Origin of the sequence: Micromonospora halophytica (assembly GCF_900090245.1) — a bacterium.
GTDB classification, from domain to species: domain Bacteria; phylum Actinomycetota; class Actinomycetes; order Mycobacteriales; family Micromonosporaceae; genus Micromonospora; species Micromonospora halophytica.
Genome location: NZ_FMDN01000001.1, coordinates 269139 through 291978 on the forward strand (window position 1 = coordinate 269139; position 22840 = coordinate 291978).

Genomic DNA, 22840 nt, shown 5'->3' on the forward strand with positions numbered 1-22840 from the left:
ACAACTCAGTCTCCCCTATCGGAGCTTCGGGTCGAGGGCCTCGCGGACAGCCTCACCGAGCATGACGAAGCTCAGCACGGCGGTGACGAGGAACGCGGAGGGGAAGAAGAGCAGGAACGGCGACGGCCGCAGGTAGTTCTGCGCTTCGTTGATCATGATTCCCCACGAGACCACCGGGCTCTTCAGGCCGATGCCCAGGAAGGAGAGCGTGGCCTCCGCGCCGATGAACGAGCCGACCATGATCGTGCCGTACACCAGCAGCGGCGCCAGGCAGTTCGGCAGCAGGTGCTTGATGATGATCCGGCTGGTGCTGGCGCCCATGGCCCGCGCCGCGACGATGTAGTCGGCCTCCTTGTTGGCCAGCACCGAGGAGCGCATCAGCCGCATGACCACCGGCCAGCCCAGCAGGACCAGGGACGCGATGACCAGGCCCTTGATCTCCCATGCGCTGTTGTCGCTGCCGGCACCGTTGAAGGTGGTCAGGATGACGATGGCGCCGAGCACGAAGGGCAGGCCGAAGAAGATGTCGGCGATCCGGGAGAGCAGGGCGTCGACCCAGCCGCCCCGGTAGCCGGCGATGATGCCCATCGTCCCGCCGATCAGCATGACGCCGGTCACCGAGAGCAGCGACACCACGATCGACGCGTTGGCGCCGTGGATCACCCGGGCGAACACGTCACGACCCTGCACGTCGTAGCCGAACCAGGCGTCGCCCGAGGGCTCCACCCGGCTGCGGGACAGCGAGCCGTTGTACGGGTCACTGGAGGTGAAGAGCGACGGGAAGACCGCCATCACCACGAAGATCAGGATGAACGTGGCGGAGATCCAGAACAGCGGCTTGCGCCGCAGGTCCCGCCAGGCGTCGCCGAGCAGGCCGCGGGGCTTCTCCTTGCTCGCCTCCGGCTGGCCCGGGGTCGCCGGCGCCATCTCGGTCGGGTTCTCCGGTCGGGGGGTGCTGACGACGGAAGCGGCACTCGGGTCACTCATGCCTGCACCTCGCTACGGTCGGCACGGGCAGGGGTCCCCGCGCACGCGGAAATGATCATTCGTTCGCTTCGCTCACTCATAGCGAATCCTCGGGTCCAGAGCGGCGTAGAGCAGGTCGACCAGCAGGTTCATCAGCAGGTAGACGAGCACCAGGACCACGACGATCGAGACAACCGTAGCGCTCTCCTTGGTGACGATCGCCCGGAGGACCTGGCGGCCGATGCCGTTGACGCCGAAGATGCCCTCGGTGATGATCGCGCCGCCCATCAGGGCACCGAGGTCGGTGCCGAGCAGGGTCACCACCGGGATCAGGGAGTTGCGCAGCAGGTGGATGCCGACCACCCGGCGCATGGGCAGGCCCTTGGCGATCGCGGTGCGCACGTAGTCGGCGCGACGGTTCTCCGCGATGCTGGTGCGCGCCACCCGGGCGACGTACGCCATCGACGCGCTGCCGAGCACGAAGCCCGGGAGAATCAGTTCTGTGAAGCGCATCTCACTGGACACCGTCGGCTTGACGATCTCCCACTGCACGCCGAAGAGCCACTGGAGCACGAAGCCGACGACGAAGACCGGCAGCGCGATGAGGAACAGGGTGCTGATCAGGACCAGGTTGTCCAGGAAGCCGTTACGCCGCAGACCGGTGAGCACACCGGCGGTGAGGCCGATGACGGCCTCGATGAGCAGGGCGACCGCGGCCAGCTTCAACGTGTTGGGGTACGACGTCGCGATGATGTCGTTCACGGAGCGGCCGGACCAGGTCGAACCGAAGTCCCCCATGAAGAGGTTCTTCATGTAGATGGCGTACTGCACGAAGAACGGCTCGTCCAGGTGGTACTTCTCGGTCATCGCGGCTACGTAGTTCTCCGGGCAGGCACGGTCACCGCACTTGCCGGCGAACGGGTCTCCCGGAACCGCCCAGACGAGCGAGTAGATCATCAATGTCGTCCCGATGAAGACCGGCACGAGTTGGAGCAGCCGTCTCAACAGATAACGGCCCATGGGGTGGTCCTCCAGACAGGGGGCGCGTCGGACGGCCGACACGGATGGCGACAACGTGGCGAGGAAGTGTTGTGACACCCCTCGCGGAACGGCCCCGGGTCGGGCTCACCGGTAGGCGAGCCCGACCCGGGGTCAGACCGTTCGGATCAGAGCTCGACCGAGGTGATGTCGAGCTCGCCGACGTTGGACAGCTCCATCTTCTTGATCTTCTCCGAGTGGCCGGACTGCTGACCACCGAAGTAGACCGGGATCGACGGGACGTCGTTGTCGATCTTGGCCACGGCCTGCGCGAACAGGTCGTGCGAGGCCTCCAGGCTCGGGGCGGCGCCGGCCTGCTTGGCCAGGGCGTCAACCTCCGGGTTGCTGTACAGACCGTCGTTCGAGGAACCACCGGTCACGTAGAGCGGGTTGACCCAGTTCTCCACGTCCGGGTAGTCCTGCTGCCAGCCGGCGCGGTACATGCCGTCCATCTTGTGGGCGTTGATGTTCTGGCGGAAGACCGCGAAGGTCGGCACACCGGTGGCGACGGCGTCGATGCCCAGCGTGGTCTTGATCTGCTGCGCGACGGCCTCCATCCACTCCTTGTGGCTGGCGTCAGCGTTGTAGTACAGCTTCAGCTGGCCCTTGAAGCCACCGGACTTGGCGTACAGCGCCTTGGCCTGCTCCGGGTCGTACTTGCAGGAGGTGCAGTTGCCCGGCTTGGCGCCCGGGGTGAGCGGGTTGGCCCAGCTGTCGGCCGGCTTGCGGTTGCCGAAGAAGATCTTGTCGCTGATCTCCTGGCGGTTGATCGACAGCGAGATCGCCTTACGCAGGTCCGCGTTCTTGAAGCGGGCGTCGTAGATCGGGAAGGCGATGATGCCGGTCACCGGGGTGGTGGAGGGGATGGCCCGGTCGCCCAGGTCGTTCTTCCAGTTGTCACCCGCGAGCGAGGAGACCGGGACCTGCTGCATGAAGTCAAGGTTGCCGGAGACCAGGTCGCTGTAGGCGGCCGTGTCGTCCTGGTACATCTTGACGGTGACGTCCTTGATCTTCATCTTGTCGCGCAGGGAGTAGTCGTCGAACCGCGTCAGCTTGATCGCGACGTTGGGCTCCCAGGACACGAACTTGACCGGGCCGTTACCGATCGGGTTCTTGCCGAAGTCCTCCGCCTTGCCGGCGAAGAAGGCGTCCGGCAGCGGCATGAAGGTGCTGTAGCCGAGCTTGGTCGGGAACACGGCGGTCGGCGCGGCGAGCGTGACCTCGAAGGTCCAGTCGTCGACGACCTTGAGGCCGGACATCTCCTTGGCGGTCGGCTCCGGGGCCTTCTTCGGGCCGTCGCCGTCCGGGTCGGAGGTGTTGACGTCCGCGAAGCCCGCGATGTCGGCGAAGAAGCTGGCGTTCTGCGCGCCGTTCGGCGAGTACGCGCCCCAGTTCCAGGCGTCCACGAAGTTCTTGGCCTTGACGACGGTGCCGTCGTGGAACTTCGTGTTCTGCTTGATCTTGATCTTGTAGACCTTGGAGTCGGTCGTCTCGATCGACTCGGCCAGCGCGTTCTGCGGCGCGCCACCGTTGTTCGGGTACTCGACCAGGCCGGTGAAGATCCAGTCGATGACCTTGCCGCCACCGGTCTCGGTGGTGTTCGCCGGAACCAGGGGGTTCTCCGGCTCGTGGCCGTCGACGATGATGCTGCCGTCGGTGGTCTTGGTGGCGTCGCCGCCCTCGTCGCTGCTGCTGGAGCAGCCGGACGCGATGAGCGCGAATGCCGCGCCCGCGGCGATCGCGCCGCTCGCCCGCTTCGAGACTCTCATTCCGAGGGGCCTCCTCTTTCTAACCTGGTTCCGTCGTGGGTTTCACGCACGCATGGGGGGTGACACCGCCGGCGACCTCATGTTCAGGCCACCGGTTTACCGCAGAGGAAATCGGGACACCCCAGGGGGACCGATCCGCCGGGCCACCCCACCTCTCGCGTTCGACGCCACGCAGGCTCGACGGCCACGAGCCGCGTTGTGGGCGGCGCCGTGGCCGGCAAGACGTACGGGGTGCCTCGCGCCAGGGGTGAGGTGCTGCCACTGTGACACCTACCGGCCCGTTACGTGAAGGTGCCGTTATCAAGCCGTTAGTTGCCCGCCGCGTTGCCGATACCAGAGAAAAGATCATGAACTGCCTCGGTCGCACCGCTCTGAGCAGGCAGGACGCCGGGGCTTCCGAGCGCGCTCCCGCCCGTGGACGGAGGGCCGGTGAGCTTCCGCCACTGCCCCCGGGCACTCTCCGACACCCACCGACCACTGGCCGAATCTGACCATCCGGAGGATCCCGGCATCGGCCACGCGGGGACGATCGCCGACCGGGTGGCCGACGGTGTCGGGGTCCCGGGCCCGATCGGGCCCGGCAGCGGGGCCGCACGGCCCGGAAACGGCCCACGGACCGACGGGCCGACCGGCTCCGGCCCCGGCACCGCACGGTCGCGGTGCCGGGGCCGGAGGGGCAGGTCAGGCGGTGAAGCGGACCTTGCGGCGGCGGACCACCAGGACGGTGACCGCGCCCACCGCCAGCAGCAGCACACCGGCCGCGGCGGCAGCCGCGATCGGCGAGCCGGTCAGCGGCAGGTCGCCGCCGTTGCCGGCCGGCGAGGTGGACGGCGCCGGGCTCTCGGCCGGGGCCGACGGCGAGGGCGACTCGGCCGGGGTGGACGCCGACGGCGACGGGGTCGTCTCCGACGGCGACGGGCTGGTCGGGGCGGCCGCGAAGCTCGCGCCGGCCTCGGCGGAGACGGTGGTGCCGGCGCTGCCGCCGAGGATCAGCTTCTGCTTGGTGTCCTTGCCGCCGGAGAAGAGGAAGACCCGACCGAAGGAGACCGAGTCCTGGGCCGAAACGGTCACGGTGACCTTGCCGGCGTCGGCGGCGGTCAGCCAGAACTGGCCGCCGTTGGTCGTCGTGGTGACCGGCCTGCCCTCGGCGTCGACGGCGGTCCCGCCGGTGACCTTGAGCGTAATGTCGCCCGCCGGGCCCTTGACGGTGAACGGGCCGGCCTTGTCGCCGGCGTTCGCGGTGGCCGTCGCCGGGTCCACGGTCAGCTCGGCCTTCGGCTCCGGCTGGTCGGTCGCGTTCGTGATCAGGTAGTCGTGGATCTTCTTGATCACCTCGTACTCGGTGGCCTTGGTCAGCCCGCTCTGCCAGTCACCCAGCTCGATGCCGTCGCTGAAGTGCCAGACGGCGGTCTGGGTGCCGAAGTAGAGCAGGGTGTCGCGGCGCTTCTGCGACAGGCCGCCGGGCAGCGTCGCGCCGGCCTTGGCCAGCAGCTCGGCCCGCTCGGCGTTCGGATAGCCGTGGGTGAGCACCCACTGCACCTTGCCGAGGTTCTTCACCTTCGACTCGTCCCAGCTACCCTCGGTGTACTCGCCGTCGCGGGCGACCGGGGTGTGGAAGTCGATGCAGAAGACCGGCACGGTGCCGTCCTTCATCTGCAGCGCGAGCGCCGAGGTGGAGTGCTTGCGGTCGTCGAGCTTCAGCACGACGCCGGTGCCCTCGACCGCCCGCGCCACACCGGTGACCGGCGCCTCGGCGGCGGCCGGAGCGGCCGTCCCGAGCACCATCGCGCCGCCTGCGACGAACGCCGTGGCGATCCCGGCCCAGCGTCGTCCGCGTTGTCCGAACATCAAGATTCGTGCACCTCTCCCCAGGGGTGGCCTGGCCCGCACGCGGCGGGCCTGAGTGAGCCGCCGTTCCCGCGGGATTTCGCACCACCCGCACGCGAGAACGCGACGGGGCATTATGGAACACCAATTGATCTCTTGTCAGCTCCTGGCCTCGTGCCGCCCGGTACTTCCGGTTCCTCCCGGCCTCACACCAGGCGTCGGTCCGCCGCCCAGCGGGACAGCTCGTACCGGTTGGACATCTGCAGCTTGCGCAGCACATTGGAGACGTGCGTCTCGACCGTCTTGATCGAGATGAACAGCTCCTTGGCGATCTCCTTGTACGCGTACCCCCGGGCGAGCAGCCGCAGCACCTCACGCTCCCGGTTGGTGAGCTGGTCCAGCTCCGGATCGGCGACCGGCGCGTCCGGCCGGGCCGCGAAGGCGTCCAGCACGAACCCGGCCAGCCGAGGGCTGAACACCGCGTCCCCGTCGGCCACCCGGCGGATCGCCGCGGTCAACTCGTCCGGGGAGATCGTCTTCGTGACGTAGCCCCGCGCGCCGGCCCGGATCAGCCCGATCACGTCCTCGGCCGCGTCCGACACGCTCAGCGCCAGGAACCGCACCTGCGGGTGGGTACGCCGCATCGCGTCCAGCACCGCGCGCCCACCCCCGTCGGGCATGTGCACGTCGAGCAGGACCACGTCCGGTCCGGTGGCGGCGATCCGGGTGACCGCCTCGGCCACCGTGCTCGCCTCCCCCACCACCTCGACGTGCGTGCCCAACTCCGCCCGGACCCCGGCCCGGAACATGGCGTGGTCGTCGACGAGGAAGACCCGCAGCCGCTCGGTACGGGCGTCCGCCCCCTCGACCGGTTCCATCGACTGCTCCGCCATCATCTGTCCCTTTCCGCCGTGGAACCGTTGCCGGTGATCGGCAGGATCAACCGGACCTCGGTTCCTTCCCCGGGCCCGGACCGGATCTCCGCCCGCCCGCCGTGCCGCTTCATCCGGCCGACAATCGATCCTCGTACGCCGTGCCGGTGGTCCTCCACGGTATCCGGGTCGAATCCCTTGCCCCGGTCCCGGACGAAGACGCTCACCTGCTCCGGCTCGACCTCGGCGTAGAGCGACACCGTCGCCACCCCGGCGTGCCGGGCCGCGTTGACCAGCGCCTCCCGGGCCGCCGCCACCAGCGCCCCGACCCGCTCGTCGGTCTCCCGGTCCCCCACCACCACCGCCTCCACGGTGATCGCGAAGGTGTCCTCCACCTCGGCGGCGGCCTGCTCCAGCGCCGCCGCGAACCGCTCGCTCGGCGACCCGGTCGGCTTGTAGAGCCAGTTGCGCAGCGACCGCTCCTGGCCACGGGCCAGCCGCTGCACGGTCTTGACGTCGCTGGCGTTGCGCTGGATCAGCGCGAGGGTGTGCAGCACCTGGTCGTGCACCATGGCCGCCAGTTCGGCCCGCTCCTGCTCGCGGATTCGTCCCTCCCGCTCCGAGCGGAGCTGGCTCCACGTCCGCCAGAGCACCGGGGCCGCCACCACCCCGACCCCGGCCAGCCCGACCAGCGCGAAGATCACCCCGTTGACGACCGCGTCAACGTTCTGCACCGGCGAGTAGACCGCCGCCACGCCGATGATGCCGACCGCGACCAGCACCCCGCCGCCGACGAAGCGGAGCACGAACGCCCGCCGGTCGCTCTCCTCCACCACCGCGCCCAGCCAGGGCACCGGCATCGACTCGCCCCACTGCCGGCGACGCTCCGGCGCGGACTGGTGCCAGATCACCCCGGCGCCCACCGCGATGATCGCCACCAGCCAGCCGGCGGTGCCCGCCGCGCCGACCGAGTCGAAGACCATCACCTGCACCAGCAGCACGCCCAGCCCGATCAGCACGAACGGCAGCAACTGGGCCAGGTCCCGGCGGGGCGGCGCGGCGGTGTCCCCCGGGCGCAGCGGCACCACCGCCCAGAACGCCGCGTACAGCAGCAGCCCCAGGCCGCTGAGGCCGAGCAGGACCATGAACGCGACCCGGACCCGCAGCACCGGGATGCCGAGGTGGTCGGCGATACCGGCGGCCACGCCGGCGGCCAGCCGGTGCTCGGGCGCCCGGTAGAGGCGGGGCGGCTGCGTCACGGTGCTGATCGGAGGCTCCCTGGTCACGGAGGGTGCGGCGCGGACACCGGAGGGTCCGGTTCCGGTCCGATCGTCACACGACACGCGGGCCGCCGACCACGGGGACGCCCCGGACATCCGCACGGCCGGGATCTCAGGGTGGGGTCAGGGTCGGGTCCGGAGGACGCTCGGGCGACCGACGCAGCAGGATCGAGGTATGACCGAGCAACCTGCCCCGTCGCCCCGCCCCGGGGCGGGCGGGTGGGGCGGACCGCCGACCCCGCCGTACCCCGCCGCCGTCCCGGGCGCGTCCGTGCCACCGGGAGGCGGCGGCGACGCCGTCCCGCCGCCCGGCGGGTACGCCCCGCCCCCGTCCGGCGGTGCCGCCTTCACCTCACGGTACGGCCTGGTCCGCCCACGCGAGGGTCGCTACCTGGCCGGAGTCTGCGCCGCGGTCGGCCGGGCCACCAACACCGATCCGGTGCTGTGGCGGGTGATCCTCGCCGTGCTGGGCTTCTTCGGGGGCGTCGGCATCCTGGTCTACGTCGCCGCCTGGCTGATCATCCCCGGGGAGGGCGACAGCGCCTCCCCGGTCGAGTCGATGCTGGGCCGGGGCCACTCCAGCATGTCCCCGATCACCGTCATCCTGCTGACCGTCCTGGTCGCGGTGAGCTTCGGCTACATCGTCACCGACCCGTTCCGGGCCGTGCTGCTCGGCGCGGCGATCCTCATCGGGGGCGCGCTGCTGCTCAACCGGGACGGCCGCACCCCGTCGGCCGGTGCCGGCACACCGCCCGCCCCGGCCACCGCGCCGCCCGGCCCGGTGCCACCGGTCAGCTACCCGGCTCCCGGGCTCTTCGACCCGGCGCAGCCGGCCCCGGCGGCCCCGCCCGCACCCGCGCGTACGGCGGAACTCCCGGCCTGGTCGTCCGCGCCCCAGCCGGCTCACCCGCCGGCCGTGGCGCAGGCGGGGGCGGCCGGCGGGCCGGCGGTGCCGCCGCCCGTCAGCGCGCCGGCCGTCCCCCCGCCACCGGTGAGCGCGCCGCTGCCCCCCGGATACCGGCCGCCCTTCGCGCCGCACGGCCCCTACGCCGGTCCGCCCGCACCGCCCCCACCGCCGGTACGCCCCCCGAAGCCGCCGAAGCGGCCGCGCGAACGGTCCGCGCTCGGCGCGGTCACCTTCTCGCTGATCTTCCTGGTCCTCGGCGTGGTGGCGATCCTCGACCTGCTCGGCGTCTTCCCCATCGGCGCTGCCGCGTACTTCGCCGCCGCGCTGGCCACCATCGGCCTCGGGCTGCTGGTCGGCACCTGGTTCGGCCGGGCCCGCTGGCTGATCGCGCTGGGCCTGGTCACCGCCGCCGCGCTCGGCATGGCCACCGTCGCCGAGTCGTACGACCGGGTCCGGGGCGTGGACGGAAACGTCACCTGGGCCCCGACCGACCTGCACGACCTCGCCACCCGGTACGAGAGCAACTTCGGAGGCGCCATGCTCGACCTGCGGGCGGTGGACTTCAGGAACCAGGACACCGAGATCACGGTCGTGGTCAACTTCGGCGAGGCGGTGGTGGCAGTGCCGCCGGAGGTCGACGTGACCGTCACGGCCGATGTCAACGCCGGTGACACCAACATCCTCGGCTCGCGATCGAGCGCGGTGAACGGACGGCTCCGGGAGGTCACCGACCTGGGGCCGGACGGGGCGGGCGGGGGCACCCTGCGTCTGTCCATCCACGTCACCGGCGGAAACCTGGAGGTGACCCGGTGAGGGTCCACCGCACGGATCTCGTCTCCCTCCTCTTCGGGCTGCTCTTCGTCGGTCTGGCCCTCTGGTGGCTGCTCGCCCAGATCCTCGGGCTCGCCCTGCCACCGGTCGGCTGGTTCCTCGCCGGCGCGCTGCTGCTGATCGGACTGCTCGGCCTGATCGGGGCGCTGCGCTCCGGTCGGCACGACCGCCGGGACAAGCCGCCCGCGCCGACGGAACAGACCGGCGACGGCCGGCGGGTCCCGGCAAGCGACCGTGCCGTCCCTGGCGTCGACCCGAACGACGTCCCTGCCTCCCCGGTCGGCGGCAACCGGCCCGCACCGGAGCCGGCCCGGTTCGACGGGCCCGGCCCTGCCGACAGCCGGAAGGACCCGGACGCGACCTGGTCCGGGGAGCCGGCCACCGCGGAGATCCGGCTGGAGGGCCCCGCGGAGTCCACCGCCCCGATCTGGGCGCCGGACGACGCCCGGGACCGCGCCACCGGCCCGGGCACGGGATACCGGGCCGCCGACGCCGACGAGTGGCCCACCGCGGCGGTCAGCGACCAGCCTGTCGAGGCGGTCGAGGACCGCGACGCGGACGCCCGGGAGCAGGAGCCACGCCGGTCCCCCGTCGACCCGGTCACCGGTCCGCCGGCCGGTGAGCGCCGCCCGCCGACCTGACCCGCGCCGCTGCGGGCATCGTGCGCGGACTCGTATGCTGGCCGGTGGAGATCCCGCCCTCCACCGGCCGGCCCGCCACGCCGGGTCGACGGCCACGGCCGGGCCGTCAGGTCGCCGGGCCCACCCGTGGCCGTGCGGACCAGGTCGGCAGCGGCGGTCCCGCCGCGATGCCCGTCTCTACCCCGTCAGGAGCCCGCCCGACATGACCCAGTCCCCCGCCGTGCGCACCCCCGGCCGGTCCGGCCCGGTCCGCATCGGCGAGCGCGCCGCCCGTACCCTCGTCACCGAGCTCGCCCGGCGTAACGACCCCAAGGCCGCCCTGCTGGTCGGCGCGACCCCGGAGTCCGCGGTGCTGGCCGCGGCGATCGACGCGCTGCTCCCCGGCGACACGCTCACCGTCGTGCCGGCCGAGACCACCGACGCCGCGGCGCTGCGCGAGCACGTCACGGCCCAGGGCCGCTGGGTCGCCGACCGGGTACGCGTCGTCGACTCCCTCGCCGAGGCCGACGCAGCCGAGGTGGTCGTCGCCGCCGAGCCCCTGACCGGCACCGCCGAGCAGGCCCGGACGACCATCGAGGGCCTGGCCAAGTACCTCACCGACGGTTCGGTGCTGAGCGTGGCCGCGCCGGTGTTCCGGACCGAGGGGGCGGCCGCCGAGCTGGACCGGCAGGGCGTGCTGCACGGCGTCGGCGCCGACCTGGTGCTGCGCAACACCCCGCCGGTCCGGGTGCACCACCTCCGGTTCACCCCGGCCGACGCCGCGCTCGCCACCCGGCTGGCCCCGGCCCACCGGCCGTCCAGCGTGCCGCTGACCCGCGGCATGCACATCGACTCCAACGGCGTGGCGGCGGCCGGCATCGCCCTCGGGCTCGCCGCGGTGGCCCGGGTGGCCCGCCCCAAGTCGAAGCTCTGGCTGTTGCCGGCGCTGGCCGCCGCCCCGGTGGCCGCCTTCTTCCGGGACCCGGAGCGGGACGTCCCGGAAGACCCGTCGGCCGTGGTCGCGGCTGCCGACGGTCAGGTGCTGTCGGTGCAGCGGCTGCACGACGAGCGCTTCGGTGACGGTGAGTGGCTGCGCGTCGCGGTCTTCCTGTCGGTGCTCGACGTGCACGTCAACCGGGCCCCGGTGGCGGGCAAGGTGGTCGACTACTTCGTCGCCGACGGCGGGTTCGTCAACGCGATGAAGCCGGAGGCCGAGCACAACGTGGCGGCGTACACGGTGCTCGACACCGTGCACGGCACGGTGGTGGTGGCGCAGCGTACCGGGCTGATCGCCCGGCGGATCGTGCAGCGGGCGCCGATCGGGTCGCTGCTGGCCAGGGGCGAGCGCTTCGGGCTGATCCGGTTCGGCTCGCGGACCGACGTCTACCTGCCGGTCGACGCCGCCGAGCCGCTGGTCGGCCCGGGCGACAAGGTGGTCGGCGGCGCCACCGTCATCGCCCGCTGGCGCTGACGACGGACACGCAAAGGGGGCGCCGCGACCGCGGCGCCCCCTTTGCGTACGTGCGGATGGATCAGGCGGTGCGGCGCTGGTGCAGCCAGAGCAGCGGACCGCTGACCAGGTAGCCCACCACCACCAGGGCGAAGGTGAGCCGGATGTCGACCAGCGCGCCGATCACCGGGGCCAGCCAGACCCACGGCGGGAGCTTCAGCAGCCGGGCGAGCTTGGCGTACGGGAAGCTGGAGACCATCGCGAAGGCGAGCAGGGCCACCCCGGCGATCTGCACGACCGCCGGCAGCGGCAGCCCGATGGCGACCGTGAGAGCCAGCACCGCCGCCGCCATGGTCGTCGGCACGCCGCAGAAGAACCGGCCGTCCTTCGGCGAGACGTTGAACCGGGCGAGGCGGATCGCCGCGCAGGCCGCGACGAGAGCGGCGGCCACACCGGCGGCGGCGGTGGGGGCCGACCCGGCGAGCGAGGCGTAGACCACCACCGGCGCGGCGAGGCCGAAGGAGCACATGTCGGCCAGCGAGTCCATCTGGGCGCCGAACGGGCTGGCCACGCCGAGCTTGCGGGCGAGCGCGCCGTCGAGGCCGTCGAAGGCGACACAGGCGATCAGCAGCAGGGCGGCCACCCGGGCCTCGCCGGCCATGGCCACGAAGATGGCGGTGATGCCGAGCATCAGGCTGGCCAGGGTGCAGGCGTTGACCAGGGCGAACTTCATCCGGCGGGCCACGGTGCGCTCACCGGGCAGCAGCGGGATGGACATCGCCGGGGACTCGTCCACGGCCGTGGCGGGGGCGAGGGCGGGGCTCACCGGCATGACCGCCTCGATCTCGGCCCGACCGAAGCGGTCGAAGCCGTACCGGCGGCGGGGCCGGTCGACGAGGCGTTCCGGCAGCACCAGGTCGGTGCCGGAGCCGGGCTCGCCGTCACGGCGGCCCACCCGGACCAGCAGCACCTGGCGGGCGAACGTGCTGCTGCGGCGCAAGCCCGCCCAGCGACGCCCTGCGGGGCGCGGACTGTCAGTCGTACGACGCCGGCGCCATGGGGCTCTCGGCACGTTTCCTCCATCACCGGATCGGCTGGGCCGCCCAGGTGGGCGGGTGTCCGGCTGTCTCGTGCCGGACCATTGTCGGCCCGGCAGCCGTCGAAGCGGAGTACACCATTGCACAGGGGAGTGGTGGTTGGCGATAGCTGCCGGCGGTACTTATACTCCGATAACCGCGCGAACCGCTCCGTTGTTCCCATCTGGGGCTCCATCGCCCGTTTCCTACGCCAACCCGCATCTCCGACTGTACCGGAGGTACCCCGGAACGGCCCGGCGAGCGCGTGCTACCGCCCCGCCCGTCCGGTTGCCAGGGCCGCCACCTCGGTCATCTGCAGGCCGGCCACCTGCGCTTCCGTGAACCAGGCAGCCTCGGCGGTCGATCCGCCGGCGAGCTCGGTGACCACCGCCTCGGTCGGGGCTGGCACCAGCACCCGGTAGACCACCCGGACGGTGTGCCAGTCCATCGGACGCCCCTCCGGACCGAGCGCGGCGGGATCATGCAGATTACTGACGGTCAGCAAGCCGACCACGGTGCCGAGCTGCCCGGACTCCTCCACCAGCTCGCGCAACAGCCCGGCGGCCGGCTGCTCGCCGTGATCCGTGCCACCTCCCGGCAGGTGCCACTTCCCGGCGCCGGGATAGCCGGGGGCGATCCGGGTCAGCAGCACCCGGTCGTCCGGGTCGGTGACCAGTCCGTACGCGGCGAAGCGCTGCCGCCGGTCGGCGGTCGCCGCGGCGGCCGGTCCGGCCGGCAGCGCCCGGGGCAACCCGGCGGGCAGGGGCGTGACGGGCAGACCGAGCAGTTCGGCGGTGAACGGCATCAGCGGCACCCCGGCCGCCTCCGGCGGGGTGAACCAGTCCAGCGCGTCGGTGCCGCCCGCCGGTTCGGGGCGCAGGTCGCCGCCGCGGGCCTCGACGTCGAAGACCAGCCGGTCGGTGTGCACCGCGACGTCGGGGTCACGGAAGGTGGTCACGTCCGCGACGGCGGCCCGCACCCCGGTGACCTCGACGGTCAGCCCGGTCTCCTCGGCGAACTCCCGCACCACCGCGGCCACCGGATGCTCCCCGTGCCCGACGCCACCACCGGGCACCTGCCAGACCCCGGGGACCGGGCAGCCGGAGGATCCCCGGACCAGCAGCACCCGCCCGCCAGAGCCCCGCAGCACCCCGTACGCCCCGATCCGCCGCCGTTCCTCCACCCGCCCACACTCCCCCGCTGCCCACCCACACTGGGTTGATCATGAAGTTGTCGCCGCCACCGTCGGCGTGTCCCGACAATAACTTCATGATCACCGGGACGGGGGGCGGGAGGAGGGGGTCGGGCGGGGAGGAGTCAGGTGAGGTTGGCGGCTTGGACGGCTTCGGCGGTGACCTCGGTGAGGCGGTCGGTGGGGAGGGCGCCGAGCTCCTCCCGGGCGAACCACCTCGCCTCACAGGTGGAGCCGCCGACGTCGGCGACCGTGGGCGGGGCGGGCTTGTCGACGACCACCCGGTAGAAGGCACGGACGCCGTGCCAGTCGATCGGGTAGCCCTCCGGGCCGAGCGATGCGGCGTCCCGGTGGCTGGCCACGCCGAGCAGCTCGACCAGGCGACCGGACTGCCCGGTCTCCTCGACCAGCTCCCGGATCAGCGCCGCGCCGGGCTGCTCACCGTAGTCGGTGCCGCCGCCGGGCAGGTGCCAGCAGCCCGCGCCCGGGTACCCGTCGGAGACCCGGGTCAGCAGCACCCGGCCCTCGGGGTCGGTCACCACCGCGTACGCGGCGAAGCGCTGGGCGCGGTGCAGGCCGTCCGGCCCCGGCACGGCGTAGAAGGAGGGGAACTCGGGGGCCTCGTCGGGGACGACGTCGGCCGAGGAGGCGGGCAGACCGAGGGCGCGTGCGGTGAACGAGCGCAGCGGCAGCTCCCGAGCCTCGTCGAGGGTGTACCACCGGGCCAGGTCGGTGGGGCGGTCGACCCGGTCGGTCAGGGTGCCGCCGCGCACGGTGACCCGGTAGACGAGGCGGTCGGTGTGGATGGTGATGCCCCGGTCGGGCAACGCCCGCATGTCGGCGAGGACGTCGTCCAGGCCGGAGACGGCGACCGAGAGGCCCGTCTCGGCGGCGGTCTCCCGGACGACGGTGTGCCGGGGATCCTCACCGTGGTCGACCGCCCCTCCGGGCAGGGACCACACGCCGGGGGTGCCGGAGCGCTCCGAGGCGCGCACCAGCAACACCCGGCCGACTGAATCAGCACAAACTGCGTATGCCGCGATCCTGCGGAGCGGCTCCAGCAAGGTGGTCACGAGACGAAATTGTCCCCGCGTCCGGTTACCGACATCGAAAAGAGTCAGATTCCTGACTCTTTTGTGGCGCATCAGGGATCGATCAGGGTAGGGATCCGGGCGGTCACCGAGGTCGCCCGACCACCCACCGACGGACCGTGGGGACATGACCTCGACGACCCCACCCCAGGCCCCGTACAAGCAGCTGCGCCGCCCCACCACCGACCGGATGGTGGCCGGCGTCGCCAGCGGCCTCGGCCGCTACTTCGCCGTCGACCCCACCCTGGTCCGGCTGATCTTCGCCGTCACGACCCTGCTCACCGGCGGCCTCGCCGCGCTGGCGTACCCGATCATGTGGTTCCTGATGCCGGAGGAGCCGCCGGGCGCGCCCGCCTGGCCGCACCCGACGGGCGCCGCGCCCGCCGGCGGACCGGCCCCGACCTGGCCGCCGGCCCCGGCCCCCCGGCCGGAACCGGTCACCGAGCCGCTGCCGGCGCCGGAGCCCCGCCCCGCCCCTCAGCCGCCGCCGGCCGGGTGAGAAGGGATCACTCCCACTCGATGGTGCCCGGCGGCTTGCTCGTCACGTCCAGGACCACCCGGTTGACCTCGGCGACCTCGTTGGTGATCCGGGTGGAGATCCGGGCGACCACCTCGTAGGGCAGCCGGGACCAGTCGGCGGTCATCGCGTCCTCGCTGGAGACCGGGCGCAGCACCACGGGATGCCCGTAGCTGCGCCCGTCACCCTGCACCCCGACGCTGCGCACGTCGGCCAGGAGCACCACCGGGAACTGCCAGACGCCCCGGTCCAGGCCGGCGTTGCTCAGCTCCTCCCGGGCGATCAGGTCGGCCTGGCGGAGCAGGTCCAGCCGCTCCCGGTCGACCGCGCCGATGATCCGGATGGCCAGGCCCGGACCCGGGAACGGGTGCCGCCAGACCATCGCCTCGGGCAGGCCCAGCTCCAGGCCGAGCGCGCGGACCTCGTCCTTGAAGAGCGTGCGCAGCGGCTCGACCAGGGCGAACTTCAGGTCCTCCGGGAGGCCGCCGACGTTGTGGTGGCTCTTGATGTTGGCGGTGCCGGTGCCGCCGCCGGACTCGACCACGTCCGGGTAGAGGGTGCCCTGCACCAGGAACTCGACGTCGCCGTGCGAGGCGATCTCCCGGGCGGCGGCCTCGAAGACCCGGATGAACTCGCGGCCAATGATCTTGCGCTTCTGCTCCGGGTCGGTCACCCCGGCCAGCGCGCCGAGGAAACGCTCCTGGGCGTCGACCACCTTGAGCTTGATGCCGGTGGCGGCGACGTAGTCCTTCTCCACCTGCTCGGCCTCACCGGCGCGCAGCAGGCCGTGGTCGACGAAGACGCAGGTGAGCTGGTCACCGACCGCCTTGTGCACCAGCGCCGCAGCGACCGCGGAGTCCACCCCGCCGGAGAGGCCGCAGATGACCTCCTTGTCGCCGACCTGCTCCCGGATCCGGGCGACCTGCTCGTCGATGATGTTCTCGGGCGTCCAGGTCGGCTCGATGCCGGCGATGTCGTAGAGGAAGCGCTTGAGCATCTCCTGGCCGTGCGCGGTGTGCCCGACCTCGGGGTGGAACTGCACGCCGGCCCGCCGGCCGGCCAGGTCCTCGAAGGCGGCGACCGGCGCGCCCGCCGACTCGGCGGTGACCGTGAAGCCCTCGGGGGCCTCGGTCACGCAGTCGCCGTGGCTCATCCAGACCGGCAGGTCGTCGGGAAGCTCACGGAGCAGCACGCCGGCGTCGGCGCGGGCGCGCAGCGGCGTCCCGCCGTACTCGCGGTTGCCGGTCTTCGCGACCGTACCGCCGAGCGCCTGGGCCATCGCCTGGAACCCGTAGCAGATGCCGAAGACCGGCACGTCCGCGGTGAACAGGCCGGCGTCGATCCGGGGAGCGCCCGGGGCGTAGACGCTGGACGGGCCGCCGGACAGGATGATCGCGGCCGGCTTCCTCGCCAGCATCTCCTGCACCGGCATGGAGTGCGGGACGATCTCCGAGTAGACCTTCGCCTCGCGCACCCGGCGCGCGATGAGCTGGGCGTACTGGGCTCCGAAGTCCACCACGAGGACGGGGCGAGGCGTGCTCATGGTCGGGAATCCTACCGACCGTGACCGGGCCGCCCACGGCGGCCGCCCCGCCCGCCACCGTCGGTGACTCCACCGGCGTCCGTGATGCCGCCGCGGGGCAGCGCCACCTCGTCGGCGACCGCGGGGGCGTACCCCTCGGCGGAGCTGACCCGGCGGGCGATGATCCCGAGGAGCACCCCGTAGACCACCTTCGAGGTGATGTCCGCCACCGTGTAGGTGATCTGCCGGGCCACCACGCCGTCGGCCGAGTCCCACAGGGCCGGCATCAGGTACGCGCCCGGGTAGAGCAGCCAGGAGACGAGCACCAGCCACCACACCGCCCGGGCCGTTCCCCGCGCCGACTCGGGCAGCCGGGCCAGGTTGCCGAAGATGATCCGGGCCACCAGGGCGAGCAGCAGCACGAAGAAGCCGGTGCTGACCAGACCCCACACCCAGTACGGCGCGTCCCGCTCGACCTCGTGGAACTGGCCCACGTACCCGGTGTAGATCATGGCGAGCCCACCGAGGACGAAGACCACCCAGCTCTGGTGGAACCGGCGGCCGGTGACGCCCATGACGACCAGCAACTGGATCAGCAGCACCGGCACGTCGATCGACCAGTTGACGTACCGGTAGCCGTTGGAGAAGAGCAGGCCCGACTGGACGAAGGCGGTGCCGTCCCACCGGAAGGCCCCCACCCAGCGCTGGTAGAGCAGGAACAACTCGAAGAAGGCCGACACCATCACGACAGCGGAGAGCACCGACGAGAACTGGTACCGGGGCGCCAGGGAACTCCGGGTGACCAGGAAGTAGACCAGCCCGGCGGCCATCACGGCGAACCCCAGGCTGAGCACGTGGGAGATCAGGGTGAACTGGTCCGGGTTGTACGAGAAGGTGTTCTCGAAGTTCACGTCCCTCTCCCACCGCTAGCAATACGGCTTTTGGCCCATTCGAACCGGAACTACCTGATTACCGTAGGTGGTGACGAGAGCGGCGCGCGTCTGATCCGCCGAACCCGGGCGGACGCACGCAGCCGGTCGCCGAACGGTCGGACGCGCGTCCGACCGGACCGGGCGGGAGATGACGACGTGTGGTGGCTGTGGCTCTACGTGGCCGCGATGACGGCCGGCGCACTGCTCTTCCTCCGCTGGCACGCCGACCCGAAGGGGGTCCCCCGGATCGAGTACCGGGTGGCGATCGCCATCCCGGTCTGGTCCGGACTCTGGTACACGGTGATGGCCCTCGGCGGCGGCCGCTCCGACGGCGACCACCCGGTCTACTGGGCGCGGTACGTGGACTGGACGGTCACCGCCTCGCTGCTGCTGGTCGCGCTGACCCTGACCGCGACGCACGCCCTGCCCGGCCGGCATCCCACGCTGCTGGCCGCGCTCGTCGGCACGAACGTCGCCATGCTCCTCAGCGGCTTCCTCGCCGACCTCACCGCCGACCTGTGGGCCCGGTACCTGCTCTTCGGCCTCGGCAGCCTGTGCCTGCTCGTCGTCCTCGCCCTGATCTGGGGGCCGCTGCGGGCCATCGCCCGCCGTCAGCCGGACGGGCTGTACCACACGTACCGGGAAGCGGCCGCGCTGCTCAGCGTGCTCTGGATGGGGTACCCGCTGCTCTGGCTCCTCGGGCCCTCCGGCATCGAACTGCTCGGGGCCGCCGTCGTCAGCGGTCTGTACGTCCTGCTGTCGATCGTGTCGAAGGTGGGCTGGAGCATCGTCGACCTGGGCCGGCTCCGGGCGCTGAGCACCCGGGGTGAACTCCCGCTCGGGGACCGTCCGTGACGGCCCCGGCCGGTCCCCCGAGCATCGAAGGCCCCCGGCCGGCGGCAGCCGGCGCACCCGGGACTCCGGCCGGACGGCGGACCCGGCGGGCCCGGCACCCGGCGGATCGGGTGCTGGTCCGGATCGGCGTCACGTCGCCGCTGCCCGCCCTCGCCCTGCTGGTCCTGGCGCCGGTGCTGCACCGCCACGACGTCGGGGGCGCCCCGGGGTTCCTCCTCGCCGGGCTGCTCCTCGGGCTGCCGCACGGGGCGGTCGACCACCTGGTCCCCGCCTGGATGTCGGCCCGGGCCCGTCCGACGGCCGCCCGGCTGGCCGTGCCGCTCGGCTACGCGGCCCTCGCCGGGGCCGCCCTGGTGGCGTTCCGCGCCGCGCCGGCCCCCGCGCTGGTCGGCTTCCTCGCCCTGTCCGTCGCCCACTTCGGGACCGCCGACGAGGCGTTCCACGCCGAACGGGACGGGCGGCCGGTCCGCCAGCCGCTCTCCGGGGTGCTGGCCCGGGGCGGCCCGCCGGTGGTGGTGCCCCTGCTGCTCTGGCCCGACGCGGTGGACCCGGTGCTCGCCACCGTGGCGCCGCGCGTGCCGGAGCTGCTCACCGTCGAGGTGCGGGCACTGGCGACGGCGTGCCTGCTGGCCGCCGTCGCACGGACGGTGCTGCGGGACGTACGGGCGGGCCGGCGGGCCGATGCCGCCGAACCGGTCCTCCTGCTCTGCCTGTTCGCCGCCGTGCCGCCCGCGCTGGCGATCGGTGTCTACTTCGCCACCTGGCACTCGGCCCGGCACGTGGCCCGGCTGCTGCACGGCGACCCCGGCAACCGCGCCGACCTGGTCGCCGGCCGGCTCGGGCCGCCACTGCGTCGCTTCGCCCGGCGGGCGGCCCTACCCACCCTGGCCGCGGCCGCCGCCCTCGCGGTGCTGGCCGCCGGCCCGGTCGACCTGCTGCCCGCCACCGTCGCCGTGCTGGCGGCGCTCACCGTCCCGCACGCCGCGCTGGTGGCCTGGCTGGACCGGCGGGCCCGGCCCCGGCACCCGTCGGAACCGGAGGGGTGACCGACCGGGCCGGCAGTCAGCGCAGCGCCCCCGGTGCGTCCGCCGGCACCGCGGGCCCGCGCGGTGCGACCGGATCCACCCGGACGTACGCCTCGCCGAGCGGCGGGCGGGGATCGTCCTCGCCCTTGTTCGGCCAGTACGACATCGCCCGCTCCGCCTGCGCGGTGATCGTCAGCGACGGGTTCACGCCGAGGTTCGCCGAGACCGCCGCGCCGTCGACCACGTGCAGCCCCGGGTGGCCGTAGACGCGGTGCCAGGGGTCGATCACCCCGTCGGCCGGGGACGCGCCGATCACCGCCCCGCCGAGGATGTGTGCGGTCATCGGGATGTTGAACGGCTCGGTCAGCGCGCCGCCGGGCGTACCGCCGATCTCCTCGGCGAGCAGCCGGACCGCCTGGTTGCCGGCCGGGATCCAGGTCGGGTTGGGTGCGCCGTGCCCGGGGCCGGAGACCAGCCGACGGCCGAACGGGCCACGCCGGAACCGGGTGGTCAGCGAGTTGTCGACCGACTGCATGACCAGGGCGATCACCGTCCGCTCCGACCAGCGCCGGACGGAGAGCATCCGGGCGGCTGCCCCGGGCTGCCGGACGATGCTGCCCAGCCAGCGCCGGACCCGGCGCGGCCCGCCATCGACCAGCAGCGACTGGAGCAGCCCCATCGCGTTCGAGCCCCGGCCGTACCGGACCGGCTCGATGTGGGTCTGCGGATCGGGGTGGAACGAGCTGGTGATCGCCACCCCCTCGGTGAAGTCGAGGCCGCGGGCGCGGGCCTGGCGCGGCCCGACCGACGCGCCGAGGATCGCCTCGGAGTTCGTCCGGGTCAGCTCACCGAGGCGCGGCGAGAGCGCCGGCAGCGCCCCGGTCGCCTTCATCGCGTGCAGCAGTCGCTGGGTGCCGAGCGCCCCGGCCGCGAAGACCACCTGGTCGGCGTGGACGACCTGCCGGCGCTTGCGCAGCCAGGCGCCGGTCCGCTCGGTGTGCACCTCGTACCCGCCGCCGGGTGCCGGCCGGACGGCGGTCACCGTGGTCAGCGGGTGGACCTGGACGCCGAGCCGCTCGGCCAGCCAGAGGTAGTTCTTGACCAGGGTGTTCTTCGCCCCGTGCCGGCAGCCGGTCATGCAGGAGCCGCAGTGGTTGCAGCCGGTGCGCTCCGGGCCGACGCCGCCGAAGTACGGGTCGGCGACCCGCTGCCCGGGCCGGCCGATGTGCACGCCGACCGGGGTGGCGTGGAAGGTGTGCCCCACCCCCATCCGCTCGGCCACCGCCCGCATCGCCCGGTCCGCGCCGGTGCTGACCGGGTACGTGGTGACGCCGAGCATCCGCTTGGCCTGGTCGTAGTGGCGGGCCAGCTCGTCGCGCCAGTCGGTGATGCCCCGCCACTGCGGGTCGTCGTAGAACGCGGCGAGGGGCTCGTAGAGGGTGTTGGCGTAGACCAGCGAGCCGCCGCCCACGCCGGCCCCGGAGAGCACCAGCACGCCGCCGCCGGCCTTCCGGTCGGCCGAGCGGAGCAGGGTGATGCGTTGCAGGCCGAAGCAGCCGAGCTTCGGGGCCCAGAGGAAGCGCCGCAGCCGCCAGGAGGTCTCCGGGAACTCGTCGTCGGCGAAGCGGCGTCCCGACTCCAGCACGCCGACCCGGTAACCCTTCTCGGCCAGCCGGAGCGCGGTCACACTGCCGCCGAAGCCCGACCCGATGACGACCACGTCGTACTGCATGAACGCATCATTACCGGCGGGTAGCCGTCGCGCCAGTGCCGGTTTTCGCGCGATCATGCTGGACGGCCGGCCGATCCGGTGGCGGCGGGCCGCAACCCGGGGTCGGTGTCGGGGCGTTGTGCAGACGGGGGTGTCGAGGATGACTCAGCCGACAGGGGCGGCGCGACGCCGGTGGGTGCTGCTGGCCGCCCTCGCCGCAGCCGTCCTGCTGGTGGCCGGCGCCCTGGTGACGATCCGGCTGGTCGGCGGCGAGCAGGCGCAACGCCCGCCCGGCCCGGGCGGCCCCACCGGAACCCCGGGGGCCTCCGCCACACCCCGCCCGACCACCCCGCCCGGCACGGGTGTCACCGGCCCGCTCAACCTGCTCCTCGTCGGGGTCGACACCCGGGTCAGCGTCCCCGGGTGGGAGCCGCACGCCGACTCGGTCCTGGTGCTGCACGTCCCGGCCGGGCTGGACCGGGCGTACCTCTTCTCCCTCCCCCGCGATCTGCTGGTGGACATCCCGGCCTTCCCGCCGTCCGGCTACCGGGGCGGGAGGACGAAACTCACCCTCGCGATGAGCTACGGCAGCCGGGTGCCCGGCAGGCCGAAGGAGCCGAGCGCCGCCCAAGGGTACGAGCTGCTGCGCAGCGCGGTCACCGGCTACACCGGGCTGCGCATCGACGCCGGGGCGGTGATCACCTTCGCCGGCTTCGACCGGCTGGTCGACACCCTCGGCGGGGTGGACATCTACGTCGACCAGCGGGTGGTCTCGATCCACCGCAAGCCGGACGGCAAGCACCGCGACCCCGCCCCCTCCGGCGGCGGCTACGTCGGGCCGCAGATGGTCTACGAGAAGGGCGAGCGGCATCTCAACGGCTGGCAGGCGCTGGACTACGCCCGGCAGCGCTACATCACCGGCGGCGACTACGCCCGGCAACGTCACCAGCAGCAGCTGATCAGAGGGCTGGTCACCAGGATCCTCGACGAGGACCTGGCCCGTCAGCCGGACCGGGTCGAGCAGGTGGTCGCGGCGCTCGGCGACACCCTCAGCTACGCGGGCGGCCCCCGGATCGTCGATTTCGCGTACGCCCTCGGTGGGATGAGCGTCGACCGGATCAGCCTGGTCGCGCTCCCCGGCACCGGGGTGGGCACGGGCAGCGCGTACAAGGGTGAGCAGCTCAAGCCGGTCGGCCAGGAGTTCCTGACCGCGCTGAAGGCCGGCGACGTCGAGACGTTCCTCGCCGCCCACCCCGAGTTGCGGGTGCGGAACTGACCCTCCTCGGCCCCTGCCGCTGAACCGTCCGGGTGTGCCGCCTGCCGCTGAGCCCGTCCGGTGTGGCGTGCGACGGGGCCGGG

General features: G+C 72.8%; 18 protein-coding genes and 1 pseudogene. 7 read left to right on the plus strand and 12 right to left on the minus strand.

The genetic code is table 11. The annotated features are described in order from the left end of the window. Nucleotides 1-15: 15 nt before the first annotated feature. The 6 genes from GA0070560_RS01215 to GA0070560_RS01240 all read right to left on the minus strand — a co-directional run bounded on the left by GA0070560_RS01215 (nt 16) and on the right by GA0070560_RS01240 (nt 7758). The gene (locus GA0070560_RS01215; protein ID WP_091290169.1) at nt 16-987 is read right to left on the minus strand and encodes an ABC transporter permease; all 972 of its coding nucleotides are present in this window, start codon (nt 985-987) and stop codon (nt 16-18) included. A 72-nt stretch (nt 988-1059) separates the two neighbouring features. Then, nucleotides 1060-1986 carry an ABC transporter permease gene (locus tag GA0070560_RS01220; protein WP_091290171.1) on the minus strand — a complete coding sequence of 309 codons (927 nt, stop codon included), beginning with the start codon at nt 1984-1986 and terminating at the stop codon, nt 1060-1062. Nucleotides 1987-2132: 146 nt separating this feature from the next. Then, a complete protein-coding gene (locus GA0070560_RS01225; protein WP_091290172.1) occupies nt 2133-3773 on the minus strand; it encodes a peptide ABC transporter substrate-binding protein in 1641 nt (546 codons plus the stop codon). A 681-nt stretch (nt 3774-4454) separates the two neighbouring features. After that, a complete protein-coding gene (locus GA0070560_RS01230) occupies nt 4455-5621 on the minus strand; it encodes a thioester domain-containing protein (protein ID WP_091290173.1) in 1167 nt (388 codons plus the stop codon). Between the two features lie 185 nt (nt 5622-5806). Further along, nucleotides 5807-6493 (minus strand): response regulator, encoded by a 687-nt coding sequence (locus GA0070560_RS01235; protein WP_091290174.1) that lies wholly within the window; start codon nt 6491-6493, stop codon nt 5807-5809. Continuing rightward, complete coding sequence (locus GA0070560_RS01240; RefSeq protein WP_091290175.1) at nt 6493-7758, minus strand: ATP-binding protein; 1266 nt, start codon at nt 7756-7758, stop codon at nt 6493-6495. The genes GA0070560_RS01235 and GA0070560_RS01240 overlap by 1 nt, the downstream gene beginning before the upstream one ends. Nucleotides 7759-7927: 169 nt before the next feature. Between GA0070560_RS01240 and GA0070560_RS01245 the strand changes: the two genes are divergently transcribed. The 3 genes and pseudogenes from GA0070560_RS01245 (at nt 7928) to GA0070560_RS01255 (ending at nt 11581) form a co-directional block, all read left to right on the plus strand. Then, the gene (locus GA0070560_RS01245) at nt 7928-9472 is read left to right on the plus strand and encodes a PspC domain-containing protein (RefSeq protein ID WP_091290176.1); all 1545 of its coding nucleotides are present in this window, start codon (nt 7928-7930) and stop codon (nt 9470-9472) included. Further along, nucleotides 9469-9651, plus strand: a pseudogene (locus GA0070560_RS29995) (hypothetical protein); the annotation flags it as partial. The gene GA0070560_RS01245 and the pseudogene GA0070560_RS29995, both read left to right, overlap by 4 nt. 682 nt (nt 9652-10333) lie before the next feature. Next, nucleotides 10334-11581 carry a phosphatidylserine decarboxylase gene (locus GA0070560_RS01255; protein WP_091290178.1) on the plus strand — a complete coding sequence of 416 codons (1248 nt, stop codon included), beginning with the start codon at nt 10334-10336 and terminating at the stop codon, nt 11579-11581. 61 nt (nt 11582-11642) lie between these two features. Here GA0070560_RS01255 and GA0070560_RS01260 read toward each other — a convergent pair whose 3' ends face one another. The 3 genes from GA0070560_RS01260 to GA0070560_RS01270 all read right to left on the minus strand — a co-directional run bounded on the left by GA0070560_RS01260 (nt 11643) and on the right by GA0070560_RS01270 (nt 14901). Further along, nucleotides 11643-12560 carry a CDP-alcohol phosphatidyltransferase family protein gene (locus GA0070560_RS01260; RefSeq protein ID WP_091290179.1) on the minus strand — a complete coding sequence of 306 codons (918 nt, stop codon included), beginning with the start codon at nt 12558-12560 and terminating at the stop codon, nt 11643-11645. 344 nt (nt 12561-12904) lie between these two features. Next, nucleotides 12905-13819 carry an NUDIX hydrolase gene (locus GA0070560_RS01265; protein ID WP_091290180.1) on the minus strand — a complete coding sequence of 305 codons (915 nt, stop codon included), beginning with the start codon at nt 13817-13819 and terminating at the stop codon, nt 12905-12907. A 134-nt stretch (nt 13820-13953) separates the two neighbouring features. Further along, nucleotides 13954-14901, minus strand: a complete 948-nt coding sequence (locus GA0070560_RS01270; RefSeq protein ID WP_091290181.1) for an NUDIX hydrolase — start codon at nt 14899-14901, stop codon at nt 13954-13956. Nucleotides 14902-15046: 145 nt separating this feature from the next. On the opposite strand from GA0070560_RS01270, the gene GA0070560_RS01275 reads away from it, so the two are divergent. Beyond that, nucleotides 15047-15418, plus strand: a complete 372-nt coding sequence (locus tag GA0070560_RS01275; RefSeq protein ID WP_091290182.1) for a PspC domain-containing protein — start codon at nt 15047-15049, stop codon at nt 15416-15418. A gap of 7 nt (nt 15419-15425) precedes the next feature. Here the strand turns inward: GA0070560_RS01275 and guaA are convergent, their stop codons facing one another. Together guaA and GA0070560_RS01285 are read right to left on the minus strand one after the other, a co-directional pair. Next, nucleotides 15426-16979, minus strand: coding sequence for a glutamine-hydrolyzing GMP synthase (guaA, locus tag GA0070560_RS01280; protein WP_091290183.1), 1554 nt, complete (start codon nt 16977-16979; stop codon nt 15426-15428). A gap of 11 nt (nt 16980-16990) precedes the next feature. After that, nucleotides 16991-17869, minus strand: coding sequence for a bacteriorhodopsin (locus GA0070560_RS01285; protein ID WP_091290184.1), 879 nt, complete (start codon nt 17867-17869; stop codon nt 16991-16993). Between the two features lie 177 nt (nt 17870-18046). On the opposite strand from GA0070560_RS01285, the gene GA0070560_RS01290 reads away from it, so the two are divergent. Both GA0070560_RS01290 and GA0070560_RS01295 read left to right on the plus strand, forming a co-directional pair. Further along, a complete protein-coding gene (locus tag GA0070560_RS01290) occupies nt 18047-18745 on the plus strand; it encodes a bacteriorhodopsin (protein ID WP_091290185.1) in 699 nt (232 codons plus the stop codon). 110 nt (nt 18746-18855) lie between these two features. Further along, on the plus strand, nt 18856-19791 hold the full coding sequence (locus GA0070560_RS01295; RefSeq protein ID WP_170839235.1) for a Brp/Blh family beta-carotene 15,15'-dioxygenase: 936 nt from the start codon (nt 18856-18858) through the stop codon (nt 19789-19791). A gap of 16 nt (nt 19792-19807) precedes the next feature. On the opposite strand, the gene GA0070560_RS01300 is transcribed toward GA0070560_RS01295, so the two are convergent. Beyond that, nucleotides 19808-21502: an FAD-dependent oxidoreductase gene (locus tag GA0070560_RS01300; protein WP_091290187.1), complete on the minus strand. Its 1695-nt coding sequence runs from the start codon at nt 21500-21502 to the stop codon at nt 19808-19810. A gap of 139 nt (nt 21503-21641) precedes the next feature. Here GA0070560_RS01300 and GA0070560_RS01305 point away from each other — a divergent pair, with 139 nt between their 5' ends. Further along, entirely contained in the window at nt 21642-22757 is a 1116-nt protein-coding gene (locus GA0070560_RS01305) for an LCP family protein (protein ID WP_091290188.1), read from the plus strand. The last annotated feature ends 83 nt before the right edge of the window (nt 22758-22840 follow it).